At 71.8% G+C, this 13,805-nt stretch carries 9 protein-coding genes and 2 pseudogenes; 6 read left to right on the plus strand and 5 right to left on the minus strand.

Translation table 11 applies throughout. The features are described from left to right. Positions 1 to 2: 2 nt before the first annotated feature. Together J8M50_RS25995 and J8M50_RS26000 are read right to left on the minus strand one after the other, a co-directional pair. Positions 3 to 2,000, minus strand: coding sequence for an outer membrane protein assembly factor BamB family protein (locus tag J8M50_RS25995; RefSeq protein ID WP_010359944.1), 1,998 nt, complete (start codon positions 1,998 to 2,000; stop codon positions 3 to 5). Continuing rightward, positions 1,997 to 3,973, minus strand: coding sequence for a WD40 repeat domain-containing protein (locus J8M50_RS26000; protein WP_223786270.1), 1,977 nt, complete (start codon positions 3,971 to 3,973; stop codon positions 1,997 to 1,999). Before J8M50_RS26000 ends, J8M50_RS25995 begins: the two co-directional genes overlap by 4 nt. Positions 3,974 to 4,085: 112 nt before the next feature. On the opposite strand from J8M50_RS26000, the gene J8M50_RS26005 reads away from it, so the two are divergent. Next, a complete protein-coding gene (locus J8M50_RS26005; protein WP_158002845.1) occupies positions 4,086 to 6,200 on the plus strand; it encodes a WD40 repeat domain-containing protein in 2,115 nt (704 codons plus the stop codon). 10 nt (positions 6,201 to 6,210) lie between these two features. Here the strand turns inward: J8M50_RS26005 and J8M50_RS26010 are convergent. Further along, positions 6,211 to 6,906 (minus strand): annotated as a pseudogene (locus J8M50_RS26010) (NAD-dependent epimerase/dehydratase family protein); the annotation flags it as partial. A gap of 167 nt (positions 6,907 to 7,073) precedes the next feature. Here J8M50_RS26010 and J8M50_RS26015 point away from each other — a divergent pair. Next, positions 7,074 to 9,062, plus strand: coding sequence for a zinc ribbon domain-containing protein (locus tag J8M50_RS26015; protein WP_029184610.1), 1,989 nt, complete (start codon positions 7,074 to 7,076; stop codon positions 9,060 to 9,062). Positions 9,063 to 9,066: 4 nt separating this feature from the next. On the opposite strand, the pseudogene J8M50_RS26020 reads toward J8M50_RS26015, so the two are convergent. Next, positions 9,067 to 9,381: pseudogene (locus tag J8M50_RS26020) on the minus strand (NAD-dependent epimerase/dehydratase family protein); the annotation flags it as partial. Between the two features lie 19 nt (positions 9,382 to 9,400). Continuing rightward, positions 9,401 to 10,063, minus strand: a complete 663-nt coding sequence (locus J8M50_RS26025) for a TetR/AcrR family transcriptional regulator (RefSeq protein ID WP_010359937.1) — start codon at positions 10,061 to 10,063, stop codon at positions 9,401 to 9,403. A gap of 102 nt (positions 10,064 to 10,165) precedes the next feature. Between J8M50_RS26025 and J8M50_RS26030 the strand changes: the two genes are divergently transcribed. The 4 genes from J8M50_RS26030 to J8M50_RS26045 all read left to right on the plus strand — a co-directional run bounded on the left by J8M50_RS26030 (position 10,166) and on the right by J8M50_RS26045 (position 13,782). Next, the gene (locus tag J8M50_RS26030; protein WP_010359936.1) at positions 10,166 to 10,693 is read left to right on the plus strand and encodes an SRPBCC family protein; all 528 of its coding nucleotides are present in this window, start codon (positions 10,166 to 10,168) and stop codon (positions 10,691 to 10,693) included. A 283-nt stretch (positions 10,694 to 10,976) separates the two neighbouring features. Then, the gene (locus tag J8M50_RS26035; protein ID WP_010359934.1) at positions 10,977 to 11,306 is read left to right on the plus strand and encodes a TcmI family type II polyketide cyclase; all 330 of its coding nucleotides are present in this window, start codon (positions 10,977 to 10,979) and stop codon (positions 11,304 to 11,306) included. Then, positions 11,303 to 12,574: a beta-ketoacyl-[acyl-carrier-protein] synthase family protein gene (locus J8M50_RS26040; RefSeq protein ID WP_010359933.1), complete on the plus strand. Its 1,272-nt coding sequence runs from the start codon at positions 11,303 to 11,305 to the stop codon at positions 12,572 to 12,574. Before J8M50_RS26035 ends, J8M50_RS26040 begins: the two co-directional genes overlap by 4 nt. Then, the gene (locus tag J8M50_RS26045; RefSeq protein WP_010359931.1) at positions 12,571 to 13,782 is read left to right on the plus strand and encodes a ketosynthase chain-length factor; all 1,212 of its coding nucleotides are present in this window, start codon (positions 12,571 to 12,573) and stop codon (positions 13,780 to 13,782) included. The genes J8M50_RS26040 and J8M50_RS26045 overlap by 4 nt, the downstream gene beginning before the upstream one ends. Positions 13,783 to 13,805 lie beyond the last annotated feature (23 nt).

A 13,805-nucleotide genomic window follows, 5' to 3' on the forward strand; every position in this document is an offset into this window, starting at 1 on the left:
GGTCAGGCGCGAACCGCGTACAGGAAGTCGTCCTCGCTGGTGACATACACCGTCCCGTCCACGACCACCGGCGTCGAAGCCACCTCCCCGCCGGTCGGCAGCCGCCAGCGTTCCTCACCCGTGACCGCGTCCACCGCCCAGAGCGACCGGTCCTCGCTGCCGATGTACACGACCCCCTCCGCCACCGCCGCCGACGCTCGAAGAGCGGGCCCGACCTCCTGCTTCCAGCGTTCCTCCCCGGTGGCCGCATCCACGGCCCACAGGTACCAGCCGCTGCTGCCCATGTACACGACCCCGTCGGCGACCGCGGGCGTGGACCACGTCGAACTGTCGAAGGGCCGCTGCCACCGCTGCTCACCGCTGGCGGCGTCCAACGCGATCAGGCCGTGGGCGCCGCCGATGTAGAGGGTGCCGTCGGCCACCACCGGTGAGGCGTACGGCGAGGAGTCGGTGCTCACCTCCCAGAGCCGGCTTCCCGTGGCGGCGTCCACCGCCCACAAGCGGTCGTACGGGAAGGAGACGTAGACCCGGCCGTCGGCCACCGCAGGGGAGCTGAACCGGTTGTAGGAGCGTGGGCCGCGCGGCCTGAGCTGCTGCTTCCACCGCCTGCGGCCGGTGGCGGCGTCCACGGCCCAGAGTTCTTCCCGGCCGGAGGCCAGGTACACCGTGCCGTCGGCCACCGTCGGCTGCGTACCTCTGACGTAGCCGGTCGCATACTTCCAGCGGATACGGCCGGTGGCCGTGTCCACGGCCCACAGGTGTTTTCCGCCGCCGATGTACAGGCTGCCGTCGACGGCCACGGGTGACGAGTCGAACGGGACGGCGGGCGTCAGCCGCCACCGCTCCCGGCCCGTGGTGGCGTCCAAGGCCAACAGGTCGCGGTAGGTGGTCTGGTACACGGTGCCGTCGGCGACAGCCGCCGTACTGTTCCCCACGCCCGGGACCTGCACCCGCCAGCGCGGAGTCCGTACGGGCCGGGCGGGGGCGGCGCGGTCGTCCTCGGCGGGAGGCTCACCCGGCCGGTGGGCCCGTACGGCGTAGAGGTGTTCGTCGAGGCTGCCGAAGTACACCGTGCCACCGCTCACCAGCGGTGCGGAGTGCACCGGCTTGGGGGTCCTGACCTTCCACCGTGTCTCGCCGGTGACCGCGTCCACCGCCCACAGGCGCCCGTCGCCACTGCCCGCGTACACCGTGCCGTCGGCGATCACCGGCGTCGCGTAGATCTCACCCCGGGTCTTCAGCCGCCACCTTTCCGCACCGGTCCCGGTGTCCACCGCGATCAGGTACCAGCCGTCGACACCGGCGACCACGACACCCTCGGCCACCGCTGGGCTCGCCCGCACCATCCCGCCGGTGGACAGCCGCCAGCGCTCCTCACCCGTCGCCGTGTCCATCGCGACCAGGCCCTCGGCATTGCCCACGTACACGCTCGTGCCGGACACCGTCGGCGACATCTGGACGCCCCTGTGGGGAAAGACGTCCCAGCGCCTGTCCCCGGTGGCCGCGTCCAGGGCCAGCAGGTGGCCGCCCACGGCCGCGTACAGGACACCGTCGGCCACGGTCGGCGCCGGGTTGGTGGAGGTGCGGTAGTTCGCCACCTTGACGTCCCACACCGGGCGGCCGGTGCGGCCGTCCACCGCCCACATCCTGCCGTTCTGCGAAGCGGCGTACACGATGTGGTCCGCCACCGTCGGGGTCGATATCTTCGACCGGCGCGGCTTCCACTTCCACCGTACGTCTCCGGTCTCGGCGTCCGCTGCCGTCAGTTGGCCGTCGATGTCGGCGACGTACACGACGCCGGTGCCGGCCACCGGCGCCTCCTCGATCGGGAAGTCGCCGGTCAGTGTCCAGCGGCGCTGTCCGGTGGCCGCATCGATCGCCACCAGGTCGAGATCGTCAAGGATGTAGAGGGTGCCGTCGGCCAGCGCCGGCGTCCGGTCGAGCATGTCCCCGCCGGGCATCCTCCACAGCGTTCTGTCGTCCACCTCGACACCGGTCATCGCTTTCCCCTCTCGACAGCACTGTTCAGCGGGAGGCTGAGGACTCCCCGGTCGTGTCCGACGATCAGGTCCGGCCCTGCGGTGGCCAGACAAGCGAGCGCCACATCCAGGGAGATGTGCCCCACCACGCCGGTCTCCGGTTCCCACACCCGCAGCCGGTGACCGTGACGGGTGCCGACGACCAGGACGGTGCGACCGTCGTGCAGGGCGGCGGTGATGACCGGCAGGCCGGCGGTGCCGGTGGAGGAGGGCAGACCGTCGCCGACCGGGGCACCGGTGGCGAGGTCCCACAGCATGACCACACCCTGGTTGTCTCCCGTGGCCAGCAGCACTCGGCCCGGTGTGGATACGGCAGCCACACCCACCACCCGGTGGTCGGCATCGGCGAGCGCACGGGCGCTCAGCTGCACGGCCGCACCCATGTCCCAGGGGTCGTCGACGACCGGGTCCCACACGTGGAGGCGGCCCGCGGTGTCCGAGGCCGCGATCAGCGTGTGGCCGTCGGCGATCGGGACGGCGGCGATCGACTGGATCGGACTGCCGTAGGGGTTGAGGCGCCCGACGCACTCGCCGGTGTCCGGGTCCCACAGCCGGACCGCGCCTTTGGAGGTGGCGGTGACGAGGAGGGTGCGGCCGTCGGGGACGGTCGCGATACACATGCCAGTCACCTCGCCGGGCCCGGCGCCGGACGGTTCGCGGACCGGCTGCCCGGTGACGGGGTTCCATACGGCGATCGTCCCGGTGTCGCCGCCGCTCGCCAGAAGGACGCGGCCGTCGGGCAGGGGGAGGGCCGTCAGCGAGCGGATACGGTCGGGATGCCCTGGCAGCGGCTCATGGACGAGCCGGCCGTCGGCCACGTCCCACAGGCACACCACGCCCGCGTCCCCGGCGCCGGCCACGAGCGTCGGCCTACCGGGGCGGGACACCACCGCCAGGGCGTCGACACCCCCGGGTGGGGAATCGGCGAACACCGCTATACGGCCCCAGGGGGTGCCGTCGGCCGCGTGCACCGTGTTCCCGTCCTGCCGGAACCGGGGCGCCGAGTCACCGGTTCGTCCGGGGGCTGACGGCTCCACCGCGACAGAGTTCGTCGGGGCGTGCTGGGGGCTCGCGCCGTCCGGGTTCTCCGCCAGGCCGTCGGCGATCGTCCACGTCTGCTCGCAGTCCCAGCAGCGGAAGTGGCCCGTGAGGGACAGCAATTGGCGGGCCAGTTCGCTCGCAGCGCCTTGCGGGGTGCCCTTGACCGCGACCATGCCGGCGACCAGGCACAGGACGGCCTGACTCGGTGTCTCGGGTGGTACGCCTGCCGCCGCGACGTCGCGGGCCACCCGCAGGAAGGGGTCCCGCTCGTTCCCCAGCGCTACGGCGACCTCCTCCCAGGGATGCCCTCCCTGCCGGGCAGGGAGGGCATCAGACAGCACCGGAGCCTCGAAAGGTGCCGGGTCCATGAAGGGGATCTCCGTGTCGCTCCCGCACTCGGGACACACCAGAAGGAGGACGCTTTCATCGAGGTCGAGAAGCGGCCCCAGCGCTTCGCCCATGTGGTGGCCGGCGAAGGCCACGCAGGAGAGTACGAGGTGGGCGCAGACCTGCGCGGGAGCATCGGCGGCGAGGAGGCTCCGGGTGGCTGCCCGCTCGGCCAGGCGCAGCGCGGCGGCGAACCCCGCCTCCAGATCGGCCGGGACGGGGGGCCGGTAGTCGGCGGTCATGATGAATCCCAGGTCCACCCAGAAGTCCACGGTCTGTTCCGGAGGCAGGGCCGCTGCCGCCTCGACGAGGTGCGGCAGGGCCGCGTAGGCCCCGTCGGAGACGACTCCGTCGTTCAGCAGGCCGCCGCTCAGGTATTCCCAGGACTGCTTCCATGCGTCGCCGCTCCCGGTGGCCAACTGCTCCAGGAGCGCTTCCACCTCTTCGACCTTCACGCCGTCGAGATCACGCCAACGAGGGCTGTGCAAGGGCAGCTTCGCAATCATGGAACGAGTCTCGCAGCCGGCACTGACAATCCGGAGGCGGCGTGGTGTCCGGCAGCCTTCTTGCGCAGCTCATCATCTGATCGACGACGGTGGCATGGCTACTATTCCGGCCATGTCTGGTGAACTCCGAAGCAGTGGTCCGGCCCGCGAAGTCGCGGCGGTGAGTGGGCGGTTGACCGATCCCGGATGGCTGGTGCACGGAGACCCGGAGCTGGTCCTCGCAGGCCTGGACGGTGCCGCCTCGCCGGAGGAACTGCTGGCAGCCGCTGTGTACCGGGCGTCAGAGCATGTCCACCGTGACGCCGGTGCGGGGGTGCGGCGGCAGATACTCGCCCTGGACGCCGCCCGGTTCGGGGACCGGGACCTGGCGAGGAACATCGCCGGGGTCGCGGTCGGCCCGGAGCCGAACTGGGTCGTGCAGTGGGCGACCGGCAGCGACCTGGACTCCCGGCTGCGGTACGCGTTGCCGGTGCCGGCCGGGGTGGGCGCGTTGGCGACCGTGGTCGTGGAGGGCCGTGGCCTCGCCGTCGCCGGGTGCGCGGACGGCACGCTGCACACCTGGGATCTGGCCACGGGCAGCCGACACGGCAAGGCCCTGTCCGCTCACCCCGGCGCCGTAGAGGCGCTGGCGACAGCGGTGCTGGACGGCCGTCCCGTCGCGGTCACCTGCGGCTCCGACAAAACCCTCCGGGTGTGGGATCTGGCGGGAGGGGAACCGATCGGCGCGTGCTCCGCCGATGACGATTCCTGGGTGAAAGCGCTGGCCACGGGAGTGGTCGAGGGTCGGCCGGTCGTGGTCGGCGCCTGCGTCGACGACGTGGTGAGGGTGTGGGACCTGGCCACCCTCTCCCAGCACAGCGATCCGCTGACCATCCGCACCGGCTTCGTGTCAGCTCTGGCGACGACGGTCCTGGACGGCCGTCCCGTCGTCGTCACCAGCCACTCCAAGGAACTTGCGGCGACGGACCTGATCACGGGGGAGGAAACCGTCCGGGTATGGGACCTGACCGGTGCCCTGGACGACGGTCCCGAGGACCAGGCGTACGACCGGACGGCGGAAGGCACCGATGAGCAGGCGGCGTACTGCGCCAGTCTGGAGATCAACGCCGCCGCGCACTTTCTGGTGACGGACCCGGCGTCCGAGTGTCCGATGGCCGTCAGCGCCAACGCCTACGAGGTGCACGTCTGGGACCTGGCCACGCGTGAGCAGGTCGGTGATCCCGTCGCGGTCATGCCCGTGGAGACGGCGGCCGTAACGGTGCTCCACGACCGCCCCGCCGCCCTCGTCGCGTACGCCCATGGGCCGGTCGAGGTGTGGGATCTGTCCACCCTCCGGCAGCTGCGCCCGCCGCTGACGGGCCATGGGGCGGCCGTACGGGGAGCGGCGACGGCGGTGCTGAACAGGCGTCATCTCGCGGTCACCGGGAGCGATGACAGATCGGTGCGGATCTGGGATCTCGACGGTGAGAGGGAGACGTCCGGTCATGCCGGCACCGTGGCAGCCGTCACCACGGCTGTCGTGGACGGCCGTCCCGTCATCGTCACCGGCGGCTCGGACACGAGCGTGCGGTTCTGGGACCTCGACGGCACGGGACAGCTCGGTGAGCCGCTGGCCGGCTTCACCACCGCCGTGGGCCTGCTGGCGGTGGGGACGGTGGACGGACGGCTCACCCTCCTCGCGCGCGACGACCGGCACCAGACGGTACGGATCTGGGACCTGACCACCCGGGAAGAACTGCACGGACGGTCGACCAGCGAGTACACCAGCCCGTCCATCGAGTTCTTCGCGGCAGTCGACGGCCACTTCGTCGGTGTGACCCGGGAAGGCCGCGTCTGGGACCTGGCCGAGAGCCGGTGGACGGGAGTGCAGCCGGGGCAACAAGGCGCTCTGGCGCTGGAGATGCTCGAAGGCCGCAGCGCGCTTCTTACCAGCCACGGGACGGAAGGAGTCCATCTGTGGGACCTGGCCACGGGCGAACTGCTGGCACCGCCGCTGACGGGACACAGCGGTGGGGTGTCCGCGGGGGCGATTGGCACGCTGGACGGTCGCCCTGTCGTCGTCGCCGGCGGCGGCCGGAGCGTGTGGATGTGGGACGCGAGTACCGGGCGGCAGATCGGTGCGTATGCGTTCCCTTCCCGCGTCAGGGGACTGGCGGTAGCGCCCGACGGGCGGCTGGTGGTCGGTTTCGGCGCGGACACGGCGGTCCTGGCCCGTCTGCCTGCGTGAGGTGTGGCAGCTATACGTCGGCCAGCACCACGTCGGGATGGTCGGCGAGGTAGTCCCGGACCACCGAATCGAAGCTCGGGTCGGGTGTCAGGCCCAGCGCGGTGGCGCGGGCGTTGTCGAAGGCGGCCGGCCAGGACCCCACGACGGCCTCGATGGCCGGGTCGGGGGCGATCGTCACAAGGTCGGCCACGGTGTCGCCCGCGATGCGCCGCAGCGTGGCCAGCATCTCGGCGACCGACACCGTCAGCGCGGGGAGGTTGACCGGGAGGGTGCCGTCGAGGCGGCCCTTGCCCGTGCCGCGTTCGGCTTCCGCGATGCGGAGGATTCCCTCGACCGTGCGGCGCGGTGACGCGAGGGCCACCCGGAGGCCGGGGTCGACGGGGCAGGTCGACGGGAGTCCCGCGAGCGGCTCGCGGATGATGCCGGAGAGGAATCCGGAGGCGGCGGCGTTCGGCTTGCCGGGGCGTAGGCAGACAGTCATCAGGCGGGCGATGCGGCCGTCCAGGAAACCCCGGCGCGTGTAGTCCGCGATCAGTTGCTCGCAGACGAACTTCTGGACGCCGTAGCTCGACCGGGGTAGCGGCAGGGTCGACTCGCTGACCACCGGCGGGAGGGGGAGCGCCGGGTCGGAGCCGTACACCGCGACGCTGCTGGCGAAGACCAGGCGCGGGACCGGTCCACCGCCCGCCGACTGGGCCCGGCAGGCTCATCTGTTTCCTTAAGGATCCGTGGTGATGTCTTGTCCGGGTGGTGCCGTGTTCTGTGGCCGGTGCCCGTCTCTGTGTCGTACAGAAGTTCTTGGATCGAATGCGTGACCTTTCCGTAAGTGGGTCGTTGGTCGGATGACAGGATCATGCGGGAAGGGGGTGCGGGGTGAGCCGGAAGGTGCCGGTCGGTGAGGGTGAGACGGCTCGTACCGCGTGTGCGCGTGGGTTGTTGCGTGGCGGGGTGGATGAGCGGACGGGTGAGCTCCTGATGGCGTCGGTGCTGGCTCGGCGGGTGGGGTGGTGTGCGGGGCTGGTGTCCGGGATGGCTGCCGGTCTGCTGGCGGAGCACTGGAACGCCGCCGATGTGGGGGCTTTGGCGTCGGGGGTGGATGCCGGGGGCCGGGGGTTGCCGTCGAACGCGTGGATGGCGTTGCGTCGTCTGGGCTGGACCGCTTCCGTGCCTGGGGGTGTGCGGGTCAATGACCGGGTCGTACGGATGGCACAGGAGCAGGCCGGGCGGGTGCTGCGGTCGGCGGCATGGCGCGCCGCTCTGACCGCCGGGGTCCTGGCCGCCTGGCCCGCCGATCCGGTCCGGCGTACGGCGGCCGAGTGGGACGCGGTACGCGATGCGGTGCCCGGCGGCCGGGCCCTGCCCTCCAGCACGATCACCTCCCGCACCCGGCAGATCCAGGCGTTCGCCCGGAAGAACGGGCGGCTTCCGGTGGACGTGTTCGAGCTGGAACCCCCGCCCCGCACCCCACGGATGCTGCTGCTGTCGGCGTGCGACGGGCAGCAGGCCACCATCGAACGCGCCGAGGAACCCGGGCGTGCCCTGCTGCGCCTGCAACTCCCCACCCGCCCCGACCCGCAGTCCTACCGGGACTGGACATGGGTCGCCTGCCCGATCCTGCTGCCTCCCACCGTCCCGGCCGGTGCCGCGCTGCACCTGCCCACCCTGCGCGTCCACGAGGGCCGGGTGCGTGCCGACCTCGCCTACACGCACACCGTGCCGAAGGCCGCCCGCACCGGGCATACGGTCGCGCTCGGCGTGGACTGGGGCTTGAACACGCTGCTGAGCGCGGGAGTCGTCCGTCTCCACACGGACGGGCGGATCACCGAACTCGGTGCGGGGGGCCAGTTCCGGGCCGCCGGAGTCCTCGCGAAGCAGCACCGGCTGCGACGTCTGTCCGAGCACCTGCACACCAAGGCCGATCAGTATCTGCGGCTGACCGGCGGTGACCAACAGCATCCGCTGGCCGCCCGGCATGCGGTGCTGGCCGACGAGATCCGGTATGTGTCCGCACGCCGCACCCACCTCAACGACGCTCTGGCGTGGTCGGCGGCGCGCTGGGCGGTGGATCAGGCGATCGCCGCCGGGGCGAGCGTCATCTACGTGGAGGACCTGCGGTCGATGGAGGCCCGGGGCATGGGCCGCACCATGAACACCCGCCTCTCCCAGCAGATACGCGGCCGGATCGTGGACCGCATACGCCACCTGGCGGCCGAGGCGGGCATCGCCGTCGTCACCGTCCCCGCCCGCAACACCTCCCGACTGTGCCCGCGATGCCTGACCCCGCTGCGGCACCGCAAGGCCCCCGACCGGCCCACCACCCCGGGCTGGAAATGGGGCCTGTGCCCCGACCGCACCGGCTGCGGCTGGCAGGGCGACCGTGATCACGGGGCCTGGCGGCGCATCGCCGCACGCGGCCTCACCCACCAGACCAAAACCGTCACCGACCGCACCAGCGGTGCCATGGTCATCCGGTCGGTGGTAGACACGTTCGAAGCCTTGGCCGTGGTCACCCCCACGGCACCCGCAACCAGCCGGAAGGACCGGTCCAAGACCGGACCCACCCGGCACCGAACCACACGCCCCGCGCCCAGGCGACGCAGGGCACCCTCCCCCACCAGACCCCCGGGCCCGGCGGGCAAGCGTCCGGAGGGACACGCACCAACGGACCGGTACCGACTGCCCCGCGCAGCACACCGGCACCAGAACGTGACCACGACCAGCACACCCACCACCGGCCAGCACCGGCCACGAGGAGCAGCACTGGGCGCGGGATTCCACCTCCACGCCCACGCCACCCCTCCACGATGGGAAACGATCCAACCGATCCCGCACCTCACGGATCACACACGATCGCTAAGCTGATCAGAGACGCTTCGAGCAGGGCGCGGGTGGTGTCCAGGTTGGCGCTCAGCCCGAGGTCGAAGTCGGCCTCGCATTCGGCGGAGACGGCGGCGGCGAGGTGGACGACCACGTCGACGGGCTCCGCGAACACCTCGCCGAGGGAGCCGGTCAGGTCGCCGCGCACGATCTCCACGGGGTACGCCTCGGCCTCGGGCGGGACGTACCGGTCGGCCAGCACCAGGCGGTCGATCGGGGCACCGCCGTACGTCCCGGTCCTGAGCAGCGTGTTGGTGATCTCGCGTCCCAGGAAGCCGAAACCGCCGGTGATCACGATCCTCATGCGCTGTCTCCTCGTCTCCTCAGCCGTCGGTCGGAGCATTCCCCGGCTGTGCCATCGCGTCCACCTCGGCGGCGTAGAGCTGCGCGGGGTCGATGCCCATCCCCGTGAAGTGGCCGGAGAGTTCCAGGGACAGGGCGCCGTGCAGCCGGGTCCAGAACATCAGCGCCCGGTGGAGGGTCTCGGGCGGCGCGTCGTGGTCGCCCGCCCAGTCGCGGTGCGCTGCGAGGTGGGCGTCGAACGGGGTCGCCGGGCCGCCGGGGGGCAGGAGGGCGGCGGCGTCCAGCAGGGTCGCCATGATCTCGCGGGAGATCGCGGTGGTGTCGTCGGGGGCCTCGTAGCCCGGGACGGGGGTGCCGTAGATGAGGAAGTAGCGCTGTGGGTCGTGCAGGGCCCATTCGCGCAGGGTGTGCGCGAGCGCGGGCAGGTCGGCGCCGGACGCGGTGGCGGTGCGGAAGGTGTCGGCGAGGCTGCGGTACGCGTCGCGGACCAGCTCGGTGATCAGTTCGTCGCGGCCGTCGAAGTACCGGTACAGCGCGGGTCCGCTCATGCCCATCTGCTTGGCGATCGCGTTGAGGGAGAGCGCGGAGGCGCCCGCCGTGGCGATCTGATCCCACGCGTGCTGCTTGATCTCCGTACGGACCTGGGCGCGGTAGCGCTCGCGGGGGGTTTTCGCATCCACCATGGTTAGAGGTTATCACCAAGGTTATTGACACTCCCTGGCTCGCTTGGTTATAACTTATAGCGAAAGCGATAGCAGATAACTGACAAAACGACGAGGTACGTCATGTCCAGCACCAGCGTGTCCACCCCGAACCGGTGCGGTGGCCGGGGTGTCGACCCTGCCGCCGTCATCCGCTACACGTCCGACACCGTGATCGAGGCGCCGCTCGACACGGTCTGGAAGCTCCAGACCGACGTCGAACGCTGGCCCTCCTGGCAGCCCCCCGTCCTCGCCGCCGAACGCCTCGACCCCGGCCGCCTCAAGCCGGGCTCCCGCTTCCGCTGGACGACACCGGCGCCGGCCACCACCCTCACGATCACCTCCACCGTCCAGGAACTCCGCCGCCACCACTGCGTCCTGTGGAGCGGCCCGGCGATCGGGGAGGGCCTGCGGATCGACGAGGGCGTGCACCTGTGGACGTTCACCGAGACCGGGGACGGCGTGCGCGTCCACACGGAGGAGACATGGACCGGCGACCAGATCGAGACGGACGTACCGACCGCGACGGCGGCGCTCGGCGCGGGCCTCGAAGCGTGGCTGCGCGACCTGAAGGCGGCTGCGGAGGCGACCGACCGAGGGACGTTCGAGTGAACCTTGAGCCGGCTGGCGGATGATCGTGGGCCGGAACCTTTTGCCGGACGGCCTTTTCCGGTAGGCGTCCTCACCCCCTTCTGACACGCCCCGCACATTCCTGCGCCGTTCTGACCTCCCCCCGTACCACCCCGGAAAACCCTGACGAAGCCCTGAACCGGCCTGTCTTGAACCAGGCACCCCGCCCCCGGAGGCTTGAAGTCGCGGGGCGGCGTGGGCAGTTGAAGGGCCCCGCGCACCGCAGCCGAAGGCAGGCGTATCACGAGACGCGGGGAGTGGGTACATGCACAGCACCTTGATCGTCGCCAGGCTGGAACCCGGCGCGAGTACGAACGTGGCGGACCTGTTCGCCGGATTCGACGCGACGGAGATGCCGCACCGGATGGGGACGAGGCGCCGGCAGCTGTTTCACTACCGGGGCCTGTACTTCCATCTCCAGGACTTCGACGAGGACAATGGGGGAGAGCGGATCGAGGAGGCGCGGACCGACCCCCGGTTCATCGGGATCAGCAACGACCTGAAGCCGTACATCGGGGCGTACGACCCGGCCACCTGGCGCTCCCCGGCGGACGCGCAGGCGACCCGGTTCTACACGTGGGAGGCGTCCGCGTGAGCGCTCGCCGTGTCGTCGTCACCGGCCTGGAGGTCCTCGCCCCCGGTGGCGTCGGAGCCAAGAACTTCTGGAACCTGCTGAGCGAGGGACGCACCGCGACGAGGCGGATCACGTTCTTCGACCCCACGCCGTTCCGCTCCCGCGTGGCGGCCGAGATCGACTTCGACCCGTACGAGCACGGCCTGACCCCGCAGGAGGTCAGGCGGATGGACCGGGCGGCCCAGTTCGCGGTGGTCGCGGCGCGCGGCGCGGTCGCCGACAGCGGCATCGACCTCGGCCGCCTCGACCCGTACCGCACCGGCGTCACCGTCGGCAGCGCGGTGGGCGCGACGATGAGCCTCGACGAGGAGTACCGCGTCGTCAGCGACGGCGGCCGGCTCGACCTCGTCGACCACGTGTACGCGGCACCGCACCTGTACGACCAGCTGGTGCCCAGCTCGTTCGCCGCCGAGGTGGCGTGGGCGGTCGGCGCCGAGGGACCCGCGACCGTCGTCTCCACCGGCTGCACCTCCGGCATCGACTCCGTCGGGTACGCCGCCGAGCTGATCCGCGAGGGCACCGTGGACGTCATGGTCGCCGGCTCCTCGGACGCGCCGATCTCCCCGATCACCATGGCCTGCTTCGACGCCATCAAGGCCACCACACCCCGCCACGACGACCCGGCCCACGCCTCGCGCCCCTTCGACGGCACCCGCAACGGGTTCGTCCTCGGCGAGGGCGCCGCCGTCTTCGTCCTGGAGGAACTCGACAGCGCCCGCAGGCGCGGCGCCCACATCTACGCGGAGATCGCCGGGTACGCGACCCGCTCGAACGCCTACCACATGACGGGCCTGCGCCCGGACGGCCTGGAGATGGCCGAGGCCATCCGGGTCGCCCTCGACGAGGCGCGGCTGCCCGGCGAGGCCGTCGACTACATCAACGCGCACGGCTCCGGCACCAAGCAGAACGACCGCCACGAGACCGCCGCGTTCAAGCAGAGCCTCGGCGAGCACGCCTACCGCACGCCGGTCAGCTCCATCAAGTCGATGGTGGGCCACTCCCTGGGCGCCATCGGCTCCATCGAGATCGCCGCGTCCGTCCTCGCGATGGAGTACGACACCGTCCCGCCGACCGCCAACCTGCACACCCCCGACCCCGAGTGCGACCTCGACTACGTGCCGATCGACGCCCGCGACCAGCTCACCGACGTCGTGCTCACCGTCGGCAGCGGCTTCGGCGGGTTCCAGAGCGCGATGGTCCTCGCGGACCCGGAGAGGAAGGCGGCGTGAGCGGCGCCGTCGTGGTGACCGGCCTGGGCGTCGCCTCGCCGGCCGGGCTCGGGGCGCGCGAGCACTGGGACGCCACCCGTGCCGGGCGAGGCGGCATCGGACGACTCACCCGGTTCGACCCCTCCGGCTACCCGGCCAAACTCGCCGGGGAGATCCCCGGGTTCACCGCCGAGGACCACCTCCCCGGACGCCTCGTCCCGCAGACCGACCGTGTGACCCGCCTCGCCCTCGCCGCCGCCGACTGGGCGCTGGCCGACGCGGGAGTCCACCCCGGCGACCTCGACTCCTTCGACATGGGCGTGGTCACCGCGAGCGCGTCCGGCGGCTTCGAGTTCGGCCAGAACGAGCTGCGCAAACTCTGGGGGCAGGGCAGCCAGTACGTGTCCGCGTACCAGTCGTTCGCCTGGTTCTACGCCGTCAACAGCGGCCAGATCTCCATCCGCAACGGCATGAAGGGCCCCAGCGGGGTCGTCGTCAGCGACCAGGCGGGCGGCCTCGACGCCGTCGCCCAGGCCCGCCGGCAGATCCGCAAGGGCACCCGGCTCGTCGTCTCCGGCGGCGTGGACGCCTCCCTGTGCCCGTGGGGGTGGGTCGCGCAGCTCGCCGGGGGCCGGCTCAGCACCAGTGAGGACCCCGACCGCGCGTACCTCCCCTTCGACCAGGGCGCCCGGGGCCACGTCCCCGGCGAGGGCGGCGCGATCCTGATCCTGGAGGACGCCGAGGCGGCCCGCGAACGCGGCGCGCACTCCTACGGCGAGATCGCCGGATACGGCGCCACCTTCGACCCCCGGCCCGGCAGCGGACGCCCGCCGGGACTGCGCCGGGCCGTCGAACTCGCCCTCGCCGACGCGCAGTTGCAGGCGGCCGACGTCGACGTCGTGTTCGCCGACGCGGCCGGCACCCCCGACCTCGACCGCGCCGAGGCCGACGCGCTCACCGCCGTCTTCGGCCCGTACGGCGTCCCGGTCAGCGCCCCCAAGACGATGACCGGCCGCCTCTACTCCGGCGCCGCGCCGCTCGACCTCGCCACCGCGCTGCTAGCTCTGCGCGACGGCGTGATCCCGGCCGCCGTCAACGTCCGGCCCGCACCCGACTACGCGATCGACCTCGTGACCGACGGGCCGCGCGGCGCCGAACTGCGTACAGCGCTGGTCCTGGCCCGTGGCCACGGCGGCTTCAACTCGGCCGTCGTGCTGCGCAGGCCCTGAACACCGAGCACCCCCAAAAACCC

The organism is Streptomyces acidiscabies, assembly GCF_020010905.1.
Lineage (GTDB): Bacteria > Actinomycetota > Actinomycetes > Streptomycetales > Streptomycetaceae > Streptomyces > Streptomyces acidiscabies.